Source organism: Luteibacter yeojuensis (assembly GCF_000964085.1).
Lineage (GTDB): Bacteria > Pseudomonadota > Gammaproteobacteria > Xanthomonadales > Rhodanobacteraceae > Luteibacter > Luteibacter yeojuensis_A.
Genome location: NZ_JZRB01000058.1, coordinates 1 through 21,424 on the forward strand (window position 1 = coordinate 1; position 21,424 = coordinate 21,424).

Below are 21,424 nucleotides of genomic sequence, written 5' to 3' on the forward strand. Positions count from 1 at the left end.
AATCCGCGAAGAACCTTTTTTTTGGGGTGGGGGATGGGAAGTGGGGGCGCAGTACCGGCGACCGGAAGAGGGTGCTTGAGGCGCCCGGGAAGCGATAACGCCAGCGCGACGCTGCCAGTCCCCTTGCGCGCCCGCCGGCAGTGCCACCCCCACTTCCCATCTCCCATCTCCAAAAAAGCCTTCCATTCGTCTAGAAAGCCATATATACTCCGTGAGCTAACACTCCCGCACGCCTCCAAAGGCGCGCGGTCTACGCGAAATGAGGTGCACGGAAAGCGCTTCGAGTTCGCAGGCTGGGAAGCCGGATGGGATGCCACACCTGGGCCACGGGGCGCAAGCTCTGTTGACCCAATGCGTTGTGCGTTCTATACTTTTCTGTCTGCGTGGGCTGTTTTGCGGCCCGCCTGACTATCCGGGTCGTCCAGGGCGCTTTCCAGTGCTCCCGGGCGGCCCGTTGCGGCACCTGTAACACGTAGCAACTGGGTTGTGCGGAGCGGCGAGAAGCCCCTCCGAATCACAAGAACGTTCTTTCGAAAATAGGACACGGTTTTATGGCGAACCAAAAGATTCGCATTCGGCTCAAGGCGTTCGATCATCGTCTGATCGACCGTTCGGCCAGCGAAATCGTCGAGACGGCCAAGCGCACTGGCGCCACGGTCCTCGGCCCGATCCCGCTGCCGACCAAGATTGAGCGCTACACCATCCTGGTGTCGCCGCACGTCGACAAAGATGCCCGCGACCAGTACGAGACTCGTACTCACAAGCGCGTTCTGGACATCGTCGATCCGAATGACAAGACCGTGGACGCGCTCATGAAGCTCGATCTTGCTGCCGGCGTCGACGTGCAGATCAAGCTGGGCTGAGCGGATAAAAGGATACGAAGATGAGTATCGGACTGGTTGGCCGCAAGTGCGGCATGAGCCGACTCTTCACTGAAGATGGCCGCTCGATCCCGGTGACGCTTATTGAAGCGACGCCGAATCGCGTGACCCAGGTGAAGACGGTCGAAGTCGACGGCTACAACGCCGTCCAGGTCACGGCTGGCGCCAAGCGCGCTTCGCTGCTGACGAACCCCTCCAAGGGTCACTACGCCAAGGCCAAGGTTGAGCCGGGTCGTGGCCTGTGGGAATTCCGCCTCAACGCGGACGAATCGGGCAAGTACGAAGTCGGTGCCGAGCTGACCGCGGAAGCGGTGTTCAGCGTGGGCCAGACCGTCGACGTCGCCGGCGTCTCGAAGGGCAAGGGCTTCCAGGGCACCATCAAGCGTCACCACTTCAAGATGGGCGACGCCACGCACGGTAACTCGCTGTCGCATCGCGCCCCGGGCTCGATCGGCCAGCGCCAGACGCCGGGCCGCGTGTTTCCTGGCAAGAAGATGGCGGGCCACATGGGCGCGGTCAACCGCACCGTGCAGGGCCTCGAAGTGGTCAAGGTCGATGCCGAACGTCACCTCATCGCGGTCAAGGGCGCTGTTCCCGGCGCGACTGGCGGCGACGTCGTGATCCGTCCGACGACCAAGGGTTGAGGAGAGACGCCATGGAACTTAACGTTATTGGCGCCAAGTCGCTCACCGTTTCGGACGAAGTGTTCGGCGGCGAGTACAAGAAGGCCCTCGTGCACCAGGTCGTCACTGCCTACCAGGCTGGCGGTCGTGCAGGCACCAAGGCGCAGCTGTCGCGCGGTGAACTGTCGGGTACCACGAAGAAGTTCAAGAAGCAGAAGGGCGGCGGCGCCCGCCACGGCGATTACCGTGCCCCGATCTTCGTGGGCGGTGGTGTCACGTTCGCGGCCAAGCCGCGCAGCTTCGAGCAGAAGGTCAACCGCAAGGCTTACCGCGTTGCGATCCGTTCGATCATCGCCGAGCTGAACCGTCAGGATCGCCTGAAGGTCGTGTCCGAGCTGTCGATCGAAAAGGCCAGCACCAAGGCCATGATCGCCAAGCTCGCCGAGCTCGAAGTCAAGGGTCGTGTCCTGCTGGTGTCGGAAGACGCCACCGAGGCGCTGTACCTGTCCGCCCGCAACATTCCGTACATCCACGTCGTCGACGTGCTGGCCCTGAACCCGGTCAGCCTCGTCGGTAGCGACTTCGTCGTCATGACGGTGGACGCGGTCAAGAAGGTCGAGGAGTGGCTCGCATGACCACCGAACGCACGCTCAACACGCTTCGCGCGCCGCATATCTCCGAGAAAGCGGCTCGCCTCGCCGAGCACAACCAGTACGTGTTCATCGTAGCGCCGGAGGCCACCAAGGCTGATGTCGCGCTCGCCGTGGAACAGCTCTTCGACGTCAAGGTCGTGGACGTGAACCTCGTGAACACCAAGGGCAAGGTCAAGTCGTTCCGTTTCCGCACTGGCAACCGCCAGGGCAAGCGCAAGGCTTACGTGCGCCTCGCCGATGGCCACACGATCGACGTGTCGGCCAAGGCCTGAGCCAGGAGTTGAATTGAGATGGCACTGATCACTCACAAGCCGACCTCCCCGGGCCGCCGCGACGCTGTCAGCGTGCGGACCGAAGGTCTGTACAAGGGCGCACCGTACGCGCCCCTGACCGAATCGCAGTCGAAGACGGGTGGCCGCAACCACTACGGTCGCATCACCACGCGTCATCGCGGCGGCGGTCACAAGCAGGCTTACCGCATCATCGACTTCAAGCGCGACAAGGAAGGCATCGCCGCCGTCGTTGAGCGCCTGGAATACGATCCGAACCGCACCGCGCACATCGCGCTGCTGTGCTACGCCGACGGCGAGCGCCGCTACATCATCGCGCCGAAGGGCGTGGCGGTGGGCGATCGCCTCGTGTCGGGTTCCGACTCCCCGATCAAGCCGGGCAACTGCCTGCCGCTTCGTTCGATCCCGGTCGGTTCCACGATCCACTGCATCGAGATGAAGCCTGGCAAGGGTGCGCAGATCGCGCGTTCGGCCGGCGCCTCGGTCCAGCTGGTGGCCCGCGAGCAGGGTTACGCCACGCTGCGCCTTCGCTCCGGCGAAATGCGCCGCGTCCCGGTCGAGTGCCGCGCCACCATTGGTGAAGTCGGCAACTCGGAGCACTCCCTCCGCAAGCTCGGCAAGGCCGGTGCGAAGCGTTGGAAGGGTATCCGTCCGACCGTCCGCGGTGTCGTCATGAACCCGGTCGACCACCCGCATGGTGGTGGTGAGGGCAAGACCTCCGGTGGCCGCCACCCGGTCAGCCCGTGGGGTACCCCGACCAAGGGTTACAAGACGCGCAATAACAAGCGCACCGAGCAGTTCATCGTGCGTCGTCGCAAGTAATTAGGAAACGATCATGCCGCGCTCTCTAAAGAAAGGTCCGTTCGTTGACCTGCACCTCGTAAAGAAGGTGGAAGCCGCCGTTTCCGCCAATAACAAGCGCCCGATCAAGACCTGGTCGCGTCGCTCGATGATCCTGCCGGAGATGGTCGGCCTGACCATCGCCATCCATAACGGCCGCCAGCACGTGCCGGTGCTTATCAACGAGAACATGGTCGGGCACAAGCTCGGCGAGTTCGCGGTGACCCGCACCTACAAGGGCCACGCCGGCGATAAGAAGGGCAAGTGATGAGCACTGAAGCCAAAGCGATCCTGCGTGGCGCCCGCATCTCGGCGCAGAAGGCACGCCTGGTGGCAGACCTGGTCCGCGGCATGCCCGTCGGCCGGGCCAGCGACACGCTTGCCTACACCAACAAGAAGGCCGCCCACCTTGTCCGCAAGGTGCTGCTTTCCGCCGTTGCCAACGCCGAGAACAACCTCGGCGCCGACGTCGACGAACTGAAGGTCACCCGCATCTTCGTCGACGAAGGCCAGGCGATGAAGCGTATGTATGCCCGCGCCAAAGGCCGCGGTTCGCGCATCCTGAAGCGCACCAGCCACATCACTGTGGTTGTCGGCAACTGACTGGGGTAAGAAACGATGGGTCATAAAGTTCATCCCACCGGTATCCGCCTCGGCATTGCCAAGGACTGGAACTCGAAGTGGTACGCCAACAAGGGTGAGTACGCCCTGTACCTCGCTGCCGACCTCAAGGTCCGCGAGATGCTGCGCAAGAAGCTCGCCGCCGCCGGTATCTCGAAGATCCAGATCGAGCGCCCGGCCAAGACCGCCCGCGTGACGATCCACACCGCCCGTCCGGGCGTGGTGATCGGCAAGAAGGGCGAGGACATCGAGAAGCTTCGCAAGGAAGTCACCGACATGATGGGCGTCCCGACGCACATCAACGTCAGCGAAGTCCGCAAGCCGGAACTCGACGCCCAGCTCGTTGCCGAGTCGATCGCGCAGCAGCTCGAGCGCCGCATCATGTTCCGTCGCGCGATGAAGCGCTCGGTTGGCAACGCCATGCGCCTCGGCGCCCTGGGCATCAAGATCAACGTCTCCGGCCGTCTTAACGGCGCCGAGATCGCGCGCTCCGAGTGGGCTCGCGAAGGTCGCGTGCCCCTCCACACCCTCCGCGCTGACATCGACTACGGCACCGCCGAAGCGAAGACCCAGTACGGCATCATCGGTGTGAAGGTGTGGGTGTACAAGGGCGAGATCTTCGACCTCGCGGCCGCCACGGCCGAGGCGTCGAAGGAAGATCAGCAGCCGCAGCAGTCGTCGCGTCGCGATGGTGGTGAAAACCGCCGCGAGCGTGGCGAGCGCTCTGCCAAGTAAGGAGCGTTGCCATGTTGCAACCGAAGCGTACCAAGTACCGCAAGATGCATAAGGGCCGTAACGACGGCCTGGCATTCAACTCCAACCTCGTGAGCTTTGGCGAGTATGGCCTCAAGGCGACGACGCACGGTCAGCTGACCGCGCGCCAGATCGAAGCGGCCCGTCGTTGCATCACGCGCTACGTCAAGCGTGGCGGCAAGTTGTGGATCCGCGTGTTCCCGGACAAGCCGATCACCCGCAAGCCCATCGAAGTCCGCATGGGTGCCGGTAAGGGTGGCGTCGAGTTCTGGGTCGCTCTGATCCAGCCGGGCCGCATGCTTTATGAAATCGAAGGTGTCGACGAAGCGACCGCGCGCGAGGCCATGCGCCTTGCGGCCGCCAAGCTCTCGGTCCAGACGCAGTTCGTGTCCAGGGCGGTGATGTAATGGCTATCAAAGAAATCAAAGACAAGTCGGCGGAAGAGCTGAACCAGCATCTGCTGGACCTTCGCAAGGAGCAGTTCAACCTGCGCATGCAGAAGGGTTCCGGTCAGCTTACCCAGCCGCACGAGCTGCGCCGCGTTCGGCGCGACATCGCCCGCACGAAGTTCGTGCTCGGCGCGAAGAAGTAAGGGACGGCTGATATGAGCGATAACCAGAAAACGGCGCGTACCCTCGAAGGCCGCGTCATCAGCAACAAGATGACCAACACGGTCACGGTGCTGATCGAACGCCAGGTGCAGCACCCGCTGCTCGGCAAGATCATCCGCCGCTCCACCAAGCTCCACGCACACGATGAAACGGGTGCGAACGAGGGCGACGTGGTGCGTATCGCGGAATGCCGCCCGCTGTCGAAGACCAAGCATCACCGCGTGGTCGCCATCGTCACGCGCGCTGAAGTCTAAGGAGAGCTGCGATGATCCAGGTACAGAGCATGCTTTCCGCGGCTGACAACAGCGGCGCGAAAGAAATGATGTGCATCAAGGTGCTGGGCGGCTCGAAGCGCCGTTACGCCAGCGTCGGCGATGTGATCAAGGTGACGATCAAGGACGCCATCCCGCGCGGCAAGGTCAAGAAGGGTGAGGTCTACAACGCCGTGGTGGTTCGTACCGCCAAGGGCGTGCGCCGCCCCGATGGCTCCGTCATCCGTTTCGACGGTAACGCGGCCGTCATCCTCAACAACAAGCTCGAGCCGATCGGCACCCGTATCTTCGGGCCGGTCACCCGCGAGCTGCGCAGCGAGAAGTTCATGAAGATCGTCTCGCTCGCGCCCGAAGTGCTCTGAGCGGAGGCCAGAACATGAACCGTATCCGCAAGGGTGACCACGTCGTCGTGATCACCGGCAAGAACAAGGGCCAGCGCGGCGATGTACTGCGCGTCGATGGCGACCGCGTGGTCGTCTCGAACGTCAACGTCATCAAGCGCCACACCAAGCCGAACCCCCAGGCCAACCAGCCTGGCGGTATCGTCGAGCGTGAGGCCTCGATCCATATCTCCAATGTCCAGCTCTTCAACTCCGCCACGAACAAGGGCGAGCGCGTGGGCACCAAGACGCTCGAGGACGGGCGCAAGGTGCGCGTGTTCGCCTCTGGCGAAGTGGTCGACGCGTAAGGAATCGAAGTCATGACCCGCCTTGAAACGTTTTACAAAGAGTCGGTAATGAAGAAGCTCACCGAGCGCTTCGGTTACCAGAACGTCATGGAAGTCCCGCGCATCACGAAGATCACGCTCAACATGGGCGTCGGCGAAGCCGCCGGTAACAAGAAGATCCTCGAGAACGCCGTGGCCGACATGGCCAAGATCGCCGGCCAGAAGCCGATCACGACGAAGGCCCGCGTCTCGGTCGCGTCGTTCAAGATCCGCGACGGCTGGCCGATCGGTTGCAAGGTCACCTTGCGCCGCGCCCAGATGTGGGAGTTCCTCGACCGCCTGATCAACATCTCGCTGCCGCGTACGCGCGACTTCCGTGGTGTCTCGGGCCGTGCCTTCGATGGCCGTGGTAACTACAACTTCGGCATCAAGGAACAGATCATCTTCCCGGAAATCGACTTCGACCAGGTCGACGCGCTGCGCGGTATGGATATCTCCATCACCACCACCGCAAAGTCCGACGAAGAAGCCAAGGCACTGCTGGAAGCTTTCAGCTTCCCGTTCCGTAACTGATTACCAGGTAGATCATGGCCAAGACCTCGATGATCGAGCGCGATGCAAAGCGCTCCAAGCTCGTCAAGAAGTACGCCGCCAAGCGCGCCGAACTGAAGGCGATCGTTCTGAGCGCCACCGCCTCGTATGACGAGAAGATGGAAGCCCAGACCAAGCTGCAGAAGCTGCCGCGTGACGCTTCGCCGTCCCGCCAGCGCAACCGTTGCGCCCTGACGGGCCGCCCGCGTGGCGTCTACAGCAAGTTCGGCCTCGGCCGCAACAAGCTGCGTGAAGCCACCATGCGTGGCGACGTCCCGGGCCTGCGCAAGGCCAGCTGGTAAACCCGGCGCCCGCCGCTTGCCGGCGGGGCAGGGCACGGGGTGGGCAGAAGTTGCCCAACCCGCGACAGCCTGATATAGTCGTCGGTCTGCGCAATGCAGACCGACGCCTTGTCGGCTTTACAATTTAAAGATCTCCGGTAATTCGGATATCGGTGCACTCTCAAGGGTTTTTTCTATGAGCATGACTGATCCCATCGCCGATCTGTTTACGCGCATCCGCAATAGCCAGGCCACTGGCAAGTCGGTTGTCCGTATGCCGTCGTCGAAGATGAAGCTGGCCCTCGCCCAGCTCCTGCAGAACGAAGGCTATGTCCTCGACGCCCGCGTTGCCGATGAAAACGGCAAGCCGGTCCTCGAGATCAAGCTGAAGTATTTCGAAGGCCGTCCGGCCATCGAATCCATTTCCCGTGTCAGCCGTTCGGGTCTCCGCGTCTACCGCGGCAAGGACGAGCTGCCGAAGGTCCTCGGTGGCCTGGGTATCTCGATCATCTCCACCTCCGCCGGTCTGCTGACCGACGCGCAGGCCCGTGCCAAGGGTCTCGGTGGCGAAGTCATCGGCCAGGTGGCGTAAGGAGTCCTCACATGTCACGTGTAGCCAAGAAGCCCATCACCCTCCCGAAGGGCGTTGAAATCGCGGTCGCCAACGGCACCGTCTCCGTCAAGGGCCCGAAGGGCACCCTGACCACCCACGAACTGCCGGGCGTCTCGTTCGCGCAGGAAAACGGCGTGGCCACCATCGTCCTGGCCGAAGGCGCTGACGACAAGTTCGGCGGCACCGCCCGCGCGATCGTCGCCAACATGGTCACCGGCGTCGCCACCGGCTTCGAAAAGAAGCTCGAGCTGGTCGGCGTGGGTTACCGCGCGCAGATGCAGGGCAAGGCGATCAACCTCTCGCTCGGTTTCTCGCACCCGGTCGTCTTCGAGGCGCCGGAAGGCATCACCATCGAAACCCCGACGCAGACGGAAGTCCTGGTCAAGGGCGCCGACAAGCAGCTCGTGGGCCAGGTGGCCGCCAAGATCCGCGCGTTCCGTTCGCCCGAGCCGTACAAGGGCAAGGGTGTCCGCTACGCCGGCGAGAAGATCATCCTGAAGGAAGCCAAGAAGGCCTAATCGGCCTATCCGCTTCCTGGAGACGAGACGATGAACAAGAACGAATCCCGCCTGCGCCGCGCCAAGTCGACCCGCGCCCACATCCGTGAGCTCGCCGTCCACCGCCTGAGCGTGCACCGCACCGGCCAGCACCTCTACGCCCAGGTCTTCGCACCGAACGGCACCGTCGTGGCCGCCGCCTCGACCGTGCAGAAGTCGGTGGCCGATGGCCTCAAGAGCAAGAAGAACGTCGAAGCCGCCACCACGGTGGGCCGCATTGTCGCCGAGCGCGCCAAGGCCGCCGGTGTCGAGTCCGTTGCGTTCGACCGCTCGGGCTTCCGTTACCACGGCCGCATCAAGGCGCTTGCCGATGCGGCTCGTGAGGCCGGCCTGAAGTTCTAAGGCCTGGCATGGTTCCGGCCCCCAGGGGCCGGAACCCCGATGCACCTACAACTCCAAGCGGCGACCAAGCCGTAAACACAGTCCCGGAAAATCCGGGCGACCAGGAAAAGAGATGTCCTCGACTGATCGCGAAAATTCGGACGGCATGCTTGAAAAGCTTATCGCCGTCAACCGCGTGGCCAAGACCGTCAAGGGTGGCCGCCAGATGAGCTTCACCGCGCTGACGGTTGTCGGCGATGGCGAAGGCCGCGTCGGTTTTGGTTATGGCAAGGCGCGCGAAGTGCCGGTTGCCATCTCCAAGGCCATGGAACGCGCCCGCCGCAACATGGTGTCCATCGAACTCAACAACGGCACGCTCTGGTACGCCATCAAGGCTAACCACGGCGCGGCCCGCGTCTACATGCAGCCTGCCTCGCAGGGTACCGGCGTCATCGCCGGCGGCGCCATGCGCGCTGTCCTCGAAGTGGTCGGCGTGAAGGACGTGCTGGCCAAGGCCGTCGGCTCGCGCAACCCGATCAACCTCGTCCGCGCGACGATCAAGGGTCTGCAGGCCGTCGCCTCGCCGAAGCGCATCGCCGCCAAGCGTGGCAAGACGATCGAAGAGGTCCTCGGCAATGGCTAAGAACAACGAAACCGCCGGCACCGTCCGCGTGCGCCTGGTCAAGGGCCTGCGCGGCGTGCAGGGTCGTCATCGCCTGAGCGTCAAGGCCCTCGGCCTCAACAAGCTCAACGATGTCCGTGAACTGAAGGATTCCCCGCAGGTCCGTGGCCTCATCAACACGGTCTACTACCTGGTCCGGGTCGAGGAGTAATCATCATGCGTCTTAACGACATCAAGCCCGGCAAGGGCGCCCGCAAGACCCGCACCCGCGTCGCCCGCGGTATCGGTTCCGGCCTCGGCAAGACCGCCGGCCGCGGCCACAAGGGTCAGCATGCCCGTGCTGGTAACACCCATCGCGTCGGTTTCGAAGGCGGCCAGATGCCGCTGCAGCGTCGCCTCCCCAAGGTGGGCTTCCGCTCGCTGAAGAAGGCCGACACCGAGCAGGTCATGCTGTACCAGCTGGCTTCGATCCAGGCCGACACCATCGATCCGATCGCCCTCCACGCCGCTGGTCTCGTTTCCAGCCGCGCGAAGAAGATCAAGATCGTGCTGAAGGGTGAGATCAGCCGCGCCGTGAAGCTGCAGGGTGTGCTCGTGACGGCCGGTGCCAAGGCCGCCATCGAAGCCGCCGGCGGCACGGTGGAGTAATCCAGTGGCTGGAGCGCAGGGCAATTCGCTCGGCTCGCTGGGCAAACTGACGGAACTGCGTCAGCGCATCTTTTTCCTCATCGGTGCGCTGATCGTCTTCCGCCTTGGTTCGTTCATCCCGGTCCCGGGCGTGAACCCCGAGGCGATGACGAGCCTGGTCGAAGGCGGCGGCGGCCTGCTGAACATGGTCAACATGTTCTCGGGTGGTTCGCTGTCCCGCTTCTCGGTGTTCGCCCTCGGCGTGGTGCCTTACATCTCGGCGTCGATCGTGGTCCAGATGATGGGCTCGGTCATCCCGTCGCTGATGGCGCTGCGCAAGGAAGGTGAGTCGGGTCGTCGCAAGATGACCATGTACACCCGCTTCGGCACGGTCGGCCTCGCGGCCTTCCAGGCCTTCGGCATCGCGGTCGCCCTGCAGAAGCAGGTCGCGGCAGGCGGCGCGCCGGTGGTCTACATGCCGGGTGCCGGCTTCATCATGGCATCGGTCGTCGGCCTCACCGCCGGCACCATGTTCCTGATGTGGCTGGGTGAGCAGATCACCGAGCGCGGTATCGGCAACGGCATCTCGATGCTGATCTTCGCCGGTATCGTGGCTGGCCTGCCCGCCGCGGTGGCGCATACGCTCACCATGGCCAACAACGGCGAGCTGTCGGTGCTGAAGCTGCTGATGGTGGTGGCGGTCATCCTGGGTGTCACGGCGTTCGTCGTGTTCATGGAGCGCGCCCAGCGGCGCATCACCGTGAACTACGCGAAGCAGGGCAACCAGCGCCAGTTCCAGCGCCAGACGTCGCACCTGCCGCTGAAGATCAACATGGCGGGCGTCATTCCGCCGATCTTCGCCAGCAGCCTGCTGCTGTTCCCGGCCACGGCGGCCACCTGGTTCGGCTCGGCCCATCAGTCGCGCTGGCTCCAGGGCCTCACGACGGCACTGACGCCGGGTGAGCCGGTCTACGACATCGTGTTCGCGGTGCTGGTGATCGGTTTCGCCTTCTTCTATACGGCGATCGTGTTCAATTCGCAGGAAACGGCCGATAACCTCAAGCGTTCGGGCGCGCTCATCCCGGGCATCCGCCCGGGCCGGGCCACGGCGGACTATATCGATGGCGTCATGACCCGTCTCACCGGTGTCGGCGCGGTTTACATCGTCCTGGTCTGCCTGGTGCCTTCGTTCCTCCAGAACGCCTGGCACGTCCCGTTCTATTTCGGCGGCACTTCGCTGCTGATCGTGGTGGTGGTGGTGATGGACTTCACGGCACAGGTCCAGGCCCATCTCGTCAGCCACCAGTACGAGAGTCTGCTTAAGAAGTCCAATCTCCGCCGCGGCTGAGATTGGGCTGGAAGTCCCCGAGTAGGGGTGTCCGTGGCGCGAGGCGCCGCAGGGCTTCCCGTTTAGGTTCAACAAGGTTAGAATTGCGCGTTTACCGCGCTCGAAGCACATTGGAGACAGTACATCATGGCGCGCATCGCGGGTGTCAATTTGCCGGTCCAGAAGCATGTCTGGGTTGGCCTGCAGAGCATTTACGGAATCGGCCGTTCGCGGGCGAAGAAGGTCTGTACCGACGCTGGCGTGGTCCCGACCACGCAGATCAAGTCGTTGAGCGAGGGCGAGGTCGAGAAGATCCGCGCTGAAATCGCCAAGTACACCGTCGAGGGCGACCTCCGCCGCGAAATCGGCATGGCGGTCAAGCGTCTGATGGACCTGGGTTGCTACCGTGGCCTCCGCCACCGTCGCGGCCTGCCGGTGCGCGGCCAGCGCACGCGTACCAACGCCCGTACCCGCAAGGGTCCGCGTCGTCCGATCAAGAAGTAACGGATACCGATTATGGCTAAGCCGGTTAAGACCAAGAAGAAGATCAAGCGCGTTGTCACGGATGCCGTGGCCCACGTGCAGGCTTCCTTCAACAACACCATCGTCACGATCACCGATCGCCAGGGCAATGCCCTGTCGTGGGCGACGGCGGGCGGCGCGGGTTTCCGCGGCTCGCGCAAGTCGACCCCGTTCGCAGCGCAGGTTGCCGCCGAAAAGGCTGGCCGCGCCGCTGGCGACTACGGTGTGAAGACCGTGGAAGTTCGCATCAAGGGCCCCGGCCCGGGCCGCGAGTCGGCCGTGCGTTCTCTCAATGCGTTGGGCTACAAGGTGCTCAACATTATCGACGTCACGCCGATTCCGCATAACGGCTGCCGTCCCCCCAAGAAGCGTCGCGTCTAAGGAGCATACCCATGGCCCGTTATCGTGGAGCTACCTGCAAACTTGCGCGTCGTGAAGGTGCCGACCTCGGTCTGAAGAGCCCGGCCCGCGCGCTTGATTCCAAGTGCAAGCTCGAAAACAAGCCCGGCCAGCATGGCGCCAACAAGCGCGCCCGCCTGTCCGACTACGCTGTTCAGCTTCGTGAGAAGCAGAAGGTCAAGCGCATCTACGGTGTGCTCGAGCGTCAGTTCAGCAACTACTACACCAAGGCTTCGACCCAGAAGGGCAACACGGGTGAAAACCTGCTTCGCCTCCTGGAAAGCCGTCTCGACAACGTCGTCTACCGCATGGGCTTCGCGGTCACCCGCGCCCAGGCCCGCCAGCTCGTCGCCCACAAGTCGGTGACGGTCAACGGCAAGAAGGTCAACGTTCCCTCGTTCCACGTCCGCCCGGGCGATGAGGTTTCGCTGACCGAGAAGGCCCGCACGCAGCTGCGTGTGCAGGAAGCGGCGACGATCTACGACACGATGGATCTCCGTCCGACGTGGGTCGAGGTCGACAGCAAGAAGTTCGCAGGCACCTTCAAGGCTGTGCCGGATCGTGGTGATCTGCCGGCCGATATCAACGAAGCCCTGATCGTCGAGCTTTACTCGAAGTAATCCACCGGAGCCTTGCATGGCAGTATCGTCAACTAGTGTGCTGCGGCCTCGTGGCCTCAGCGTCGAGCAGCTTGGCGCGAACCGCGCTAAGGTGGTGGTCGAGCCGCTCGAGCGTGGTTTTGGCCACACCCTGGGCAACGCGCTGCGCCGCGTGCTGCTCTCTTCGATTCCGGGCAGCGCCATCGTCGAGGTCGAAATCGACGGCGTGCTGCACGAGTACACCACCCTGGAAGGCCTCCAGGAAGATGTCATTGAAGTTCTCCTGAACCTCAAGGACGTCGCCATTCGCCAGCACAGCGGTGATGAAGTCACCCTCACGCTGTCGAAGAAGGGCAAGGGCGTGGTCACGGCGGGCGATATCGCCGTCGACCACACCGTCGAGATCGTCAACCCGGATCATGTGATTTGCCACCTCACCAAGGACGTGGCCCTGAACATGCGTCTCAAGGTGCGCAAGGGCGTCGGCTACCAGCCCGCCAGCGCGCGCCAGCATCCGGATGACGAGACGCGGCCGATCGGCCGTCTGCAGCTCGATGCGTCGTTCGCGCCGGTGCTGCGCGTGGCTTACGAAGTGGACGCCGCTCGTGTCGAGCAGCGCACCAACCTCGACAAGCTCGTGCTCGACATCGAAACGAACGGCACCATCGGTGCGGAAGACGCCGTCCGCAAGGCGGCTGAAATCATCAACGACCAGCTGTCGGTCTTTGGCGATTTCTCGCGTCGCGAGTCGGATTCGACCAAGGCGGAGAAGGGCGGTTTCGATCCGCTGCTGCTCCGTCCCATCGACGACCTCGAGCTCACCGTCCGTTCGGCGAACTGCCTGAAGGCCGAGAGCATCTACTACATCGGCGACCTCGTGCAGAAGACGGAAGTCGAACTGCTCAAGACGCCGAACCTGGGCAAGAAGTCGCTGACCGAAATCAAGGACGTCCTTGGCGGTCGCGGTCTCGCCCTCGGCATGAAGCTCGAAAACTGGCCGCCGCCGGGTCTTTCCCACGGCATGCAGCTGGGTTGATATCCCCCGGGGCGATCACTTGATCGCCCCGGTTTTTTGCACCAGCCAGTGGATGCCATGCGCACTTCCGCCGGGTTTCGAAAGCGGCCCACAGAGGCCGTGCTCTTATAACGGGGCGTTTTGACAGCCTCGAATAGCGGGTAACCGCGGGAAGCCGGCTCATCCTGGCCGCCTTTCCATAACAACAGACCATAGAGAGTAAACGCCATGCGCCACCAGAAATCCGGTCGCAAGCTCAACCGCACGAGCAGCCACCGCGAAGCCATGTTCAAGAACATGGCCGCGTCGCTGATCAAGCACGAGCTGATCCGCACCACCCTTCCCAAGGCCAAGGAACTCCGTCGCGTCGCCGAGCCGCTCATCACGCTCGCCAAGACCGATGGCGTCGCCAACCGTCGTCTAGCCTTTGCGCGCCTGCGCGACAAGCAGGCCGTCGGCAAGCTGTTCGTCGAGCTCGGCCCGCGCTACCGCGAGCGTCCCGGCGGCTACCTGCGCATCCTCAAGTGCGGCTTCCGCCCGGGCGACAACGCCCCGATGGCGTACGTCGAGCTGGTCGATCGCCCGGAAGTCGAAGCGGTCGACGCCGAGTAAGCGTCCTTCGCCTCAAAGCGATACCAAAAGCCCCGGCCGGGAAACCAGCCGGGGTTTTTTTTATGCCTGTGGGAGCGCGCTTGCGCGCGATGTACTTACCGCAGGTGCCATCGCGCGCAAGCGCCCTCCCACAGGGAAATGCCTTGGCGCACGCAAGTCCTTGACGTCGTTACAAACGAAACTTCTTCCGCCTACTGACAAACCCCTGCACAACCAGTTAACGTGGGTGTCCCGCAACGCACCATCCCCCCATGAACCCGTTCTCCTGGTCGTACCGTTCGCGCTACCTCGCTGGTTTCCTCGTCTGTGCCGGCCTCATGGGCTTTGCCCTGTATGCGCAGTACCAGATGCACCTCGACCCGTGCCCGCTGTGCATCTTCCAGCGCATCGCCGTTTGCATCATGGGCCTGTTCTTCCTCGTGGGCGCGTTGCATGGCCCTGCCAGGCCGGGCGCGCGCGCCGTGTACGCCGCGCTCATCACCCTGGGCGGTGCCTGGGGCATCGCCACGGCCGGCCGGCACCTGTGGCTGCAGAGCCTGCCCGCCGACCAGGTGCCTGCCTGCGGCCCCGGCCTTGGTTACCTGTTTGATTCGTTCCCGTTCCTGAAGATGCTCAAGCTCGCGTTCACCGGCTCCGGTGAGTGCGCCAAGATCGAGCCCATCCTCGGCCTGCCCATGCCGGCCTGGACGCTCATCTGGTTCGTCATCCTCACCGCATGGGCCTGGCTGGCCCTGCGCAGCACCACCCGCCGTCCGTCTTCCCGCGCCGTCCAGGGCGCCACCTCGTAGGCCTGCCGTCATGCCGCACACCCTCAAAGCCGTTCCTGCCCCCGCCGCCGACTGGGCGCCGGGCGCCTGGCGTTCGCGGACCGCCCTGCAGCAGCCCACGTATGAAAACCAGGACGAACTCAACGCGTCGCTCGCCCAGCTTGGCGCGCTGCCGCCGCTGGTCACGTCGTGGGAAATCCTCACGCTGAAGCAGCGTATCGCCGAAGCCCAGGCCGGCGAACGCTTCCTGCTCCAGGGCGGCGATTGCGCCGAGAGCTTCGCCGATTGCACCAGCCCCATCATCTCCAACCGACTCAAGGTGCTGCTGCAGATGAGCCTGGTGCTCGTCCACGGCCTCAAAAAGCCCGTGCTGCGCGTGGGCCGCTTCGCGGGCCAGTACGCCAAGCCGCGCTCGGCCGATACGGAAACGCGCGATGGCGTCACGCTGCCGGCGTTCCGTGGCGACCTGGTCAACAGCCCCGAGTTCACGGCCGAGGCACGCCGTGCCGACCCGCAGCGCCTTATCAAGGCGCACGCGCGCTCGGCCATGACGATGAACTTCGTCCGTGCGCTCATCGACGGCGGTTTCGCCGACCTGCACCACCCGGAGTACTGGGACCTGGCGTGGGTGGAGCATTCGCCGCTCGCCGCCGAGTACAAGCGCATGGTGGCCAGCATCGGTGATTCGCTCCGCTTCATGGAGACACTCGCCGGCCAGTCCATCTCCAGCTACTCGCGCGTCGATTTCTACACGTCGCACGAAGCCCTGCTGCTGCACTACGAAGAAGCGCTGACACGCCAGGTGCCGCGCCAGGATGGCTGGTTCAACCTCTCCACCCACTTCCCGTGGATCGGCATGCGTACGGCGGCGCTCGATGGCGCGCACACCGAGTACTTCCGTGGCATCCGCAACCCCATTGCCGTGAAGGTCGGCCCCACCGTGCAGCCGGACGACCTGCTGCGCCTCATCGACGTGCTCAACCCGAACGATGAGCCGGGCCGCCTCACGCTCATCCACCGCATGGGCAACGACAAGATCGGCACGCAGCTGCAGCCGCTGCTCGAGGCCGTGAAGCGCGAAGGCCGCCGCGTGCTGTGGGTGGCCGACCCGATGCATGGCAACACCGAAAGCACCAGCAACGGTTTCAAGACGCGCCGCTTCGCCAACATCGCGGGCGAGCTCGACCAGGCCTTCGATATCCACGCCGCGGCCGGTACCCGCCTCGGTGGCGTGCACCTCGAGCTCACCGGCGAGAACGTCACCGAATGCCTCGGTGGCGCCCGTGGGCTGGTCGAGCAGGACCTGAACCGCGCGTACAAGTCGATGGTGGATCCACGCCTGAACTACGAGCAGTCGCTCGAGCTGGCCATGCTCATCGTCCGCAAATCGGGTGGCATGGCGTAACAGCCAGCGCGTGTAGGAGCCCACACCCGTGGGCGACAGCTTTTCGCGAAGAGCTGTCGCCCACGGGTGTGGGCTCCTACAACAGCCCTTATCGCTATGCCCCGGCGTGGCGCCGCAACGCCCACGCCACGTGCTCACGCACGACGCCAGACGCATCGTCGGCCCGCGCCCGCAAGGCGTCGACCACCTCGGCGCTGGTTGGCGCGTTGCCCAGCCCAACGGCAAGGTTCCGCAACCAGCCTTCATACCCCGTGCGGCGAATGGCCATGCCCTCGGTGCGCGCCAGGAACTCCGCCTCGCTCCACGCGAACAGCTCTACCAGCTTCGGCCTATCGAGGCTATGCCGTGGTGCGAAGTCGGGTTCCGTCGCCTCCTGCGCGAACTTGTTCCACGGGCAGATCAGCTGGCAGTCGTCGCAGCCGAACACGCGGTTGCCCATCGGCGCGCGCAACGCCTCGGGGATGCTGCCCTTGAGTTCGATCGTGAGATAGGAAATGCACTTGCGCGCGTCGAGCTGGTACGGGGCGACGATGGCCTGCGTGGGGCAGATATCGATGCAGCGACGGCAGCTGCCGCAATGCGCGGTGGCGGGTTCATCCACCGGGAGGGGCAGGTTGGTGTACAGCTCGCCGAGGAAGAAGTAGGAACCCGCGCGCTTGTTGATCACCACCGTGTGCTTGCCGATCCAGCCCAGGCCGGCGTTGCGGGCCAAGGCCTTCTCGAGCACCGGGGCGGAGTCGACATAGGCGCGGTACGCGAAGTCGCCGATGCGCCCGGTGATCATCGACGCCAGTTTCTGCAGCCGGTTGCGCATCACCTTGTGGTAGTCGCGGCCCAGCGCATAGCGGGCGATGTAGGCCTTGTCGCCGTCGTTGATCACGTCCCACGCGTTGGCCGTGCCCGGCGGGATGTAATCCATGCGCACCGACACCACGCGCAGCGTGCCCGACTCCAGCTCGGCCGGGCGGCTGCGCCGGGTGCCGTGGCGCGCCATGTAATCCATCTCGCCATGGTGGCCGTCGGCCAGCCAGCGCTGCAGGTAGGCCTCGTCGTGGCCCAGGTCGGTGCCCGCGATGCCGGCATCCGCGAAACCGAGTTCCAGCGCCCAGCGTTTGATATCGCGGGCGAGGGCGGCGTAATCGATGTCGGTGGCGGCGGGCATGCGTCCATTTTACCCGGCCCTTCTATAATCCCCACGATGAGCGCCCCACACCTCGATACCGCCCTCTTCACGCCCGCCCAGGCGCGCGCCATCGACCGGCGGGCCATCGACGAGCTCGGCATCCCGGGCTTTGAGCTGATGGCTCGTGCCGCGGCCGCCGCTTACGCCCAGCTGCGCCGCCTGTGGCCCGAGGCGCGCCATCTGCGCATCGTGTGCGGCGCCGGCAACAACGGGGGCGATGGCTACCTCGTCGGCCGCGATGCGCTGGCCGCCGGGCTGCATGTCGACCTGGTGGCGCTGGGCATGCCGAAGGAGGGCGGGGACGCCGCCCTCGCGCGGCAGGCCTTCCTCGACGCGGGCGGCACGGCCACGGCTGCAGTCGACGACGACGCCCTCGCTACGCCCGATGTCATCGTCGATGCCCTCTACGGCACGGGGCTGAACCGTGCGCCCGAGGGCGAAGCGAAGGCCGCTGTCGAGGCCATCAACGCGGCCGGCGTCCCGGTGCTGGCCCTCGACGTGCCCTCGGGCCTGTCGGCGGATACGGGCGCCGCGCCGGGTGTCGCCGTCCGCGCCAACGCCACGGCCACCTTCATCGTCCACAAGCGGGGCCTGCATACGCACCTGGCGGAACTCGCCGGAACGGTCGTGCTGCATCCGCTGGATCTCCCGGCCTCTATCCTCGAGGCGCCCGACGCCACGCTGCTCACGCCTCGCGGCCTTCCGCCGCGCCCTCGCGATGCGCACAAGGGCAGCAACGGCCACGTCCTCGCCGTCGGCGGCGACCACGGTACCGGCGGCGCCGTGCGCATGGCGGCCGAAGCCGCCGCGCGCACCGGGGCAGGGCTGGTCAGCGTCGCCACGCGCGAGCAGCACGTCCTCGCCATGAACGCCGCGCGGCCCGAGCTCATGGCCCACGCCGTGGATGGCCCGCAAACCTTGCAACCCATGCTCGACAAGGCCTCGGTCGTCGCGCTGGGCCCCGGCATTGGCCAGGCCGCCTGGGGCCACGCCCTGTGGCAGACCGCGCTCGACGCCGGCAAGCCCACGGTGCTCGACGCCGATGGCCTCAACCTGCTGCACGCCGAGCCGCGCGTGCTGCCGGCGGCGATCGTCCTCACCCCGCACCCGGGCGAGGCGAGCCGCCTGCTGGGCATCACCACCGCCGACGTGCAGGCCGACCGTTTCCACGCCGTGCGCACGCTGGCCCGCAAGTACGCGGCCGTGGTGGTGCTTAAGGGCAACGGCAGCCTCATCGCCGCGCCCGACGGCAGGGTGGCCGTGTGCCCCTGGGGCAACCCGGGCATGGCCAGTGGCGGCATGGGCGATACGCTGACCGGCATCATCGCGGGCCTGCTGGCCCAGGGGTGCGAACCCTTCGACGCCGCGTGCCTCGGTGTGGGCCTGCACGCCCGCGCGGCTGATGCCGCCGCCCGCCACGGCGAGCGCGGTCTGCTTGCCGGCGACCTGCTCGACCCGCTGCGCCGCCTCGTCAATGGCCTGGAGGCCTGATGGAACTCACCCTGCCCGATGAAGCCGCCACCATCGCCCTGGGCCAGCGCCTGGCGAAGGCGCTGCCCGATGGCCTCGTGGCCTTCCTCCACGGCGACCTCGGCGCCGGCAAGACCACGTTCGCCCGCGCGTTCCTGCAAGCGCTGGGCGTGGGCGAGCGGGTCAAGAGCCCCACCTACAGCCTGGTCGAGGGTTACGAATTCGGCGACCGCCGGGCGTTCCACCTCGACCTGTACCGTATCGCCGACCCCGGCGAACTCGAATGGCTGGGCCTCGACAGCCTCGCCGAACCGGGTGCCATCGTCCTCGTCGAGTGGCCCGAGCGCGGCGCCGGCGCGTTGCCACCGGTGGACCTGGAGCTCAGCTTCCGCCACGACGGCACCGGCCGTGCGGTGGTGTTCCAGCCGCGTACCGCGATGGGCCGGCGCATCGTCGACAGCCTTTGAGTGGGAAATTTCTGGGTGCTTGCGCGATATTCCTGTACGGCCGTTGACGAAGTATTCGCAGGTTATGGATTAGCAAGGGAAAACATCTTGCAATCCGCGGGCGCATGCAGTTCAATCCGGGCCGTATGAGGGGAATCACTATCAAACTTGGGCTGCTTGCGTGCGTGACCGCCGTCGCGACGCTGGCGCCTGCCGCCTCGAACGCGGCAGACGTGAAGTCCGCGCGCGTCTGGGCTGGCCCCGAATACACGCGCGTGGTCTTCGATCTTTCCGGGCCGGCCACCTACAAGATGTCCCAGGGCGATACCCCGGGCAGCGTGGTGCTGGATATCGCCGGCAGCGCGGTGGCATCCGATTTCTCGGCGCCGGGCGGGCAGGGCCTGTTCAAGTCCATGAGCACGGGCAAGCAGGGCGGTGGCGCCCGGCTTACCGCCACGGTGGATGCGAAGGCCAAGCCGAAGAGCTTCCTCCTGAAGCCCGCCGGCGATTACGGCTACCGCCTGGTGCTCGACCTCTACCCGGGTGGCCAGTCCGATCCGGGCGACAACAGCCCGGGCGACGATGTCACCCCGGCCGTGGCCAAGGCCGTCGCCGACGCACCTGCCGATGCGCCGGTCGCGCTCGTGTCGACGAAGAAGGGCGCGAAGGGCAGCCGCACGCCGCCGCCGGGCGTGCCGCCCATGGCCGGTGGTGGCCGCAAGGTGGTCGTGGCCATCGATGCCGGCCACGGCGGCGAGGATCCGGGTGCCAAGGGCGCCACGGGCCTGCGCGAGAAGGATGTCACCCTCATGGTGGCCCGCGAGCTCGCCGACCAGATCAACCGCCAGCCGGGCATGCAGGCGGTGCTGACCCGCAATGGCGATTACTTCATCCCGCTGAAGCGCCGCTACCAGATCGCCCGCGAGCACAATGCCGACATGTTCGTGTCCATCCATGCGGATGCGTTCAAGAACAGCGACGCCAAGGGCTCGTCGGTGTGGGTGCTGTCACCCCGCGGCAAGACCTCCGAGGCGGCCCGCTGGCTGGCCGACCGTGAAAACCGCGCCGACCTGGTCGGCGGCGTCTCGCTCGACGACAAGGACGATTCCCTGGCGGCCGTGCTGCTCGACCTGCAGCAGGGCTACGCCATGCAGGCCTCGGAGCAGATCGCCGGCAACGTGCTGAAGGCGCTGGGCCGCCTTGGCCCCACGCACCGTGGCTATGTCGAGCGCGCCAACTTCGTCGTGCTGCGCTCGCCCGACGTGCCCTCCATCCTCGTCGAGACGGCGTTCATCACCAACCCGTCCGAAGAAACCCGCCTGCGTAACGAAGGCCACCGCGAAGAGCTGGCCAGCGCCGTGCTCGGCGGCGTGCGCAACTACTTCGAATCCATGCCCCCGCCAGGCACGTGGTTCGCGGCCCAGGCCGCGCGCCGCAACGGCACCTACGTGGCGGCCACGCCGGCACCGGTCGAGCCTGAAGGCGGCGCGGACGACAGCGCCGACGACACGCCCGCGCCCAAGGCCGTGGCAAAAAGCGACAAGGCCGACAAGGCCCCGGCCACGTCGAAGAAGACGATCGCCAAGGCAGACGTGCCGTCGAAGAAGGGCGGCAAGGGCCGCGCCGACGACAACATCCGCGACGTGCACCGCGTGGGCCGCGGCGAGACGCTGACGGGTATCGCCCAGCAGTACGGCGTCTCGGTCGGCGCGCTGAAGTTGGCCAACAAGATGAATGACAATACCGTGCGGGTCGGTAGCGTCATGGTCATCCCATCTAGCTGATCGCCGGGGCATCGCGCGCAAGCGCGCTCCCACAGGGAAGGCCGCCCACCTACGTGCTCTGGTGGGAGCGCG

At 65.3% G+C, this 21,424-nt stretch carries 33 protein-coding genes; 32 read left to right on the forward strand and 1 reads right to left on the reverse strand.

All coding sequences use genetic code 11. The features are described from left to right. Window positions 1-551 precede the first annotated feature (551 nt). From rpsJ to VI08_RS18670, 29 genes are all read left to right on the forward strand, one after another. Window positions 552-863: a 30S ribosomal protein S10 gene (rpsJ, locus tag VI08_RS18530; RefSeq protein WP_014402136.1), complete on the forward strand. Its 312-nt coding sequence runs from the start codon at window positions 552-554 to the stop codon at window positions 861-863. 20 nt (window positions 864-883) lie between these two features. Continuing rightward, on the forward strand, window positions 884-1,525 hold the full coding sequence (rplC, locus tag VI08_RS18535; protein WP_045831124.1) for a 50S ribosomal protein L3: 642 nt from the start codon (window positions 884-886) through the stop codon (window positions 1,523-1,525). A gap of 11 nt (window positions 1,526-1,536) precedes the next feature. After that, complete coding sequence (rplD, locus tag VI08_RS18540) at window positions 1,537-2,139, forward strand: 50S ribosomal protein L4 (protein ID WP_045831125.1); 603 nt, start codon at window positions 1,537-1,539, stop codon at window positions 2,137-2,139. Next, the gene (gene rplW, locus VI08_RS18545; protein ID WP_045831126.1) at window positions 2,136-2,429 is read left to right on the forward strand and encodes a 50S ribosomal protein L23; all 294 of its coding nucleotides are present in this window, start codon (window positions 2,136-2,138) and stop codon (window positions 2,427-2,429) included. Before rplD ends, rplW begins: the two co-directional genes overlap by 4 nt. A gap of 18 nt (window positions 2,430-2,447) precedes the next feature. Further along, window positions 2,448-3,269 carry a 50S ribosomal protein L2 gene (gene rplB, locus VI08_RS18550; protein WP_045831127.1) on the forward strand — a complete coding sequence of 274 codons (822 nt, stop codon included), beginning with the start codon at window positions 2,448-2,450 and terminating at the stop codon, window positions 3,267-3,269. Window positions 3,270-3,282: 13 nt separating this feature from the next. After that, entirely contained in the window at window positions 3,283-3,555 is a 273-nt protein-coding gene (rpsS, locus tag VI08_RS18555) for a 30S ribosomal protein S19 (RefSeq protein WP_029213892.1), read from the forward strand. Continuing rightward, window positions 3,555-3,890 (forward strand): 50S ribosomal protein L22, encoded by a 336-nt coding sequence (rplV, locus tag VI08_RS18560; protein ID WP_045831128.1) that lies wholly within the window; start codon window positions 3,555-3,557, stop codon window positions 3,888-3,890. The genes rpsS and rplV overlap by 1 nt, the downstream gene beginning before the upstream one ends. Before the next feature lie 15 nt (window positions 3,891-3,905). After that, entirely contained in the window at window positions 3,906-4,643 is a 738-nt protein-coding gene (gene rpsC, locus VI08_RS18565) for a 30S ribosomal protein S3 (protein ID WP_045831129.1), read from the forward strand. 11 nt (window positions 4,644-4,654) lie between these two features. Further along, a complete protein-coding gene (gene rplP, locus VI08_RS18570; RefSeq protein ID WP_045831130.1) occupies window positions 4,655-5,068 on the forward strand; it encodes a 50S ribosomal protein L16 in 414 nt (137 codons plus the stop codon). Then, entirely contained in the window at window positions 5,068-5,253 is a 186-nt protein-coding gene (gene rpmC / locus VI08_RS18575) for a 50S ribosomal protein L29 (protein WP_045831131.1), read from the forward strand. The genes rplP and rpmC overlap by 1 nt, the downstream gene beginning before the upstream one ends. Window positions 5,254-5,265: 12 nt before the next feature. Beyond that, window positions 5,266-5,526, forward strand: a complete 261-nt coding sequence (gene rpsQ / locus VI08_RS18580; protein WP_045831132.1) for a 30S ribosomal protein S17 — start codon at window positions 5,266-5,268, stop codon at window positions 5,524-5,526. Window positions 5,527-5,537: 11 nt separating this feature from the next. Continuing rightward, window positions 5,538-5,906 (forward strand): 50S ribosomal protein L14, encoded by a 369-nt coding sequence (gene rplN / locus VI08_RS18585; RefSeq protein WP_029213886.1) that lies wholly within the window; start codon window positions 5,538-5,540, stop codon window positions 5,904-5,906. 14 nt (window positions 5,907-5,920) lie between these two features. Then, window positions 5,921-6,232: a 50S ribosomal protein L24 gene (rplX, locus tag VI08_RS18590; RefSeq protein WP_045831133.1), complete on the forward strand. Its 312-nt coding sequence runs from the start codon at window positions 5,921-5,923 to the stop codon at window positions 6,230-6,232. Between the two features lie 12 nt (window positions 6,233-6,244). Further along, entirely contained in the window at window positions 6,245-6,784 is a 540-nt protein-coding gene (rplE, locus tag VI08_RS18595; protein ID WP_045831134.1) for a 50S ribosomal protein L5, read from the forward strand. Window positions 6,785-6,798: 14 nt separating this feature from the next. Continuing rightward, a complete protein-coding gene (gene rpsN, locus VI08_RS18600) occupies window positions 6,799-7,104 on the forward strand; it encodes a 30S ribosomal protein S14 (protein ID WP_045831135.1) in 306 nt (101 codons plus the stop codon). Window positions 7,105-7,279: 175 nt separating this feature from the next. After that, on the forward strand, window positions 7,280-7,675 hold the full coding sequence (gene rpsH / locus VI08_RS18605) for a 30S ribosomal protein S8 (protein WP_045831136.1): 396 nt from the start codon (window positions 7,280-7,282) through the stop codon (window positions 7,673-7,675). 11 nt (window positions 7,676-7,686) lie between these two features. Beyond that, window positions 7,687-8,214: a 50S ribosomal protein L6 gene (rplF, locus tag VI08_RS18610; protein ID WP_045831137.1), complete on the forward strand. Its 528-nt coding sequence runs from the start codon at window positions 7,687-7,689 to the stop codon at window positions 8,212-8,214. 30 nt (window positions 8,215-8,244) lie between these two features. Continuing rightward, window positions 8,245-8,595: a 50S ribosomal protein L18 gene (rplR, locus tag VI08_RS18615; protein WP_045831138.1), complete on the forward strand. Its 351-nt coding sequence runs from the start codon at window positions 8,245-8,247 to the stop codon at window positions 8,593-8,595. 112 nt (window positions 8,596-8,707) lie between these two features. Then, complete coding sequence (rpsE, locus tag VI08_RS18620) at window positions 8,708-9,217, forward strand: 30S ribosomal protein S5 (protein ID WP_029213879.1); 510 nt, start codon at window positions 8,708-8,710, stop codon at window positions 9,215-9,217. After that, complete coding sequence (gene rpmD / locus VI08_RS18625) at window positions 9,210-9,407, forward strand: 50S ribosomal protein L30 (protein ID WP_045831139.1); 198 nt, start codon at window positions 9,210-9,212, stop codon at window positions 9,405-9,407. The genes rpsE and rpmD overlap by 8 nt, the downstream gene beginning before the upstream one ends. Continuing rightward, complete coding sequence (rplO, locus tag VI08_RS18630; RefSeq protein ID WP_198149006.1) at window positions 9,407-9,844, forward strand: 50S ribosomal protein L15; 438 nt, start codon at window positions 9,407-9,409, stop codon at window positions 9,842-9,844. The genes rpmD and rplO overlap by 1 nt, the downstream gene beginning before the upstream one ends. A 4-nt stretch (window positions 9,845-9,848) precedes the next feature. Then, window positions 9,849-11,171: a preprotein translocase subunit SecY gene (secY, locus tag VI08_RS18635; protein WP_045831141.1), complete on the forward strand. Its 1,323-nt coding sequence runs from the start codon at window positions 9,849-9,851 to the stop codon at window positions 11,169-11,171. Between the two features lie 126 nt (window positions 11,172-11,297). Continuing rightward, a complete protein-coding gene (gene rpsM, locus VI08_RS18640; protein ID WP_045831142.1) occupies window positions 11,298-11,654 on the forward strand; it encodes a 30S ribosomal protein S13 in 357 nt (118 codons plus the stop codon). 12 nt (window positions 11,655-11,666) lie between these two features. Continuing rightward, window positions 11,667-12,053 (forward strand): 30S ribosomal protein S11, encoded by a 387-nt coding sequence (gene rpsK, locus VI08_RS18645; RefSeq protein ID WP_007513384.1) that lies wholly within the window; start codon window positions 11,667-11,669, stop codon window positions 12,051-12,053. 11 nt (window positions 12,054-12,064) lie between these two features. Beyond that, on the forward strand, window positions 12,065-12,691 hold the full coding sequence (gene rpsD / locus VI08_RS18650; protein WP_045831143.1) for a 30S ribosomal protein S4: 627 nt from the start codon (window positions 12,065-12,067) through the stop codon (window positions 12,689-12,691). 16 nt (window positions 12,692-12,707) lie between these two features. Further along, a complete protein-coding gene (locus VI08_RS18655; protein ID WP_045831144.1) occupies window positions 12,708-13,706 on the forward strand; it encodes a DNA-directed RNA polymerase subunit alpha in 999 nt (332 codons plus the stop codon). 207 nt (window positions 13,707-13,913) lie between these two features. Then, window positions 13,914-14,297, forward strand: a complete 384-nt coding sequence (gene rplQ / locus VI08_RS18660) for a 50S ribosomal protein L17 (protein ID WP_045831145.1) — start codon at window positions 13,914-13,916, stop codon at window positions 14,295-14,297. Between the two features lie 251 nt (window positions 14,298-14,548). After that, the gene (locus VI08_RS18665) at window positions 14,549-15,085 is read left to right on the forward strand and encodes a disulfide bond formation protein B (RefSeq protein ID WP_045831146.1); all 537 of its coding nucleotides are present in this window, start codon (window positions 14,549-14,551) and stop codon (window positions 15,083-15,085) included. A 10-nt stretch (window positions 15,086-15,095) separates the two neighbouring features. Continuing rightward, entirely contained in the window at window positions 15,096-16,469 is a 1,374-nt protein-coding gene (locus VI08_RS18670) for a class II 3-deoxy-7-phosphoheptulonate synthase (protein WP_045831147.1), read from the forward strand. 94 nt (window positions 16,470-16,563) lie between these two features. On the opposite strand, the gene queG is transcribed toward VI08_RS18670, so the two are convergent. Next, window positions 16,564-17,631, reverse strand: coding sequence for a tRNA epoxyqueuosine(34) reductase QueG (gene queG / locus VI08_RS18675; protein WP_045831148.1), 1,068 nt, complete (start codon window positions 17,629-17,631; stop codon window positions 16,564-16,566). Window positions 17,632-17,667: 36 nt separating this feature from the next. Here queG and VI08_RS18680 point away from each other — a divergent pair, with 36 nt between their 5' ends. The 3 genes from VI08_RS18680 to VI08_RS18690 all read left to right on the forward strand — a co-directional run bounded on the left by VI08_RS18680 (window position 17,668) and on the right by VI08_RS18690 (window position 21,352). Further along, a complete protein-coding gene (locus VI08_RS18680) occupies window positions 17,668-19,143 on the forward strand; it encodes an NAD(P)H-hydrate dehydratase (protein WP_045831149.1) in 1,476 nt (491 codons plus the stop codon). Continuing rightward, complete coding sequence (gene tsaE, locus VI08_RS18685; protein WP_045831150.1) at window positions 19,143-19,589, forward strand: tRNA (adenosine(37)-N6)-threonylcarbamoyltransferase complex ATPase subunit type 1 TsaE; 447 nt, start codon at window positions 19,143-19,145, stop codon at window positions 19,587-19,589. The genes VI08_RS18680 and tsaE overlap by 1 nt, the downstream gene beginning before the upstream one ends. 125 nt (window positions 19,590-19,714) lie before the next feature. Next, window positions 19,715-21,352 carry an N-acetylmuramoyl-L-alanine amidase gene (locus VI08_RS18690; protein ID WP_045831186.1) on the forward strand — a complete coding sequence of 546 codons (1,638 nt, stop codon included), beginning with the start codon at window positions 19,715-19,717 and terminating at the stop codon, window positions 21,350-21,352. Window positions 21,353-21,424 lie beyond the last annotated feature (72 nt).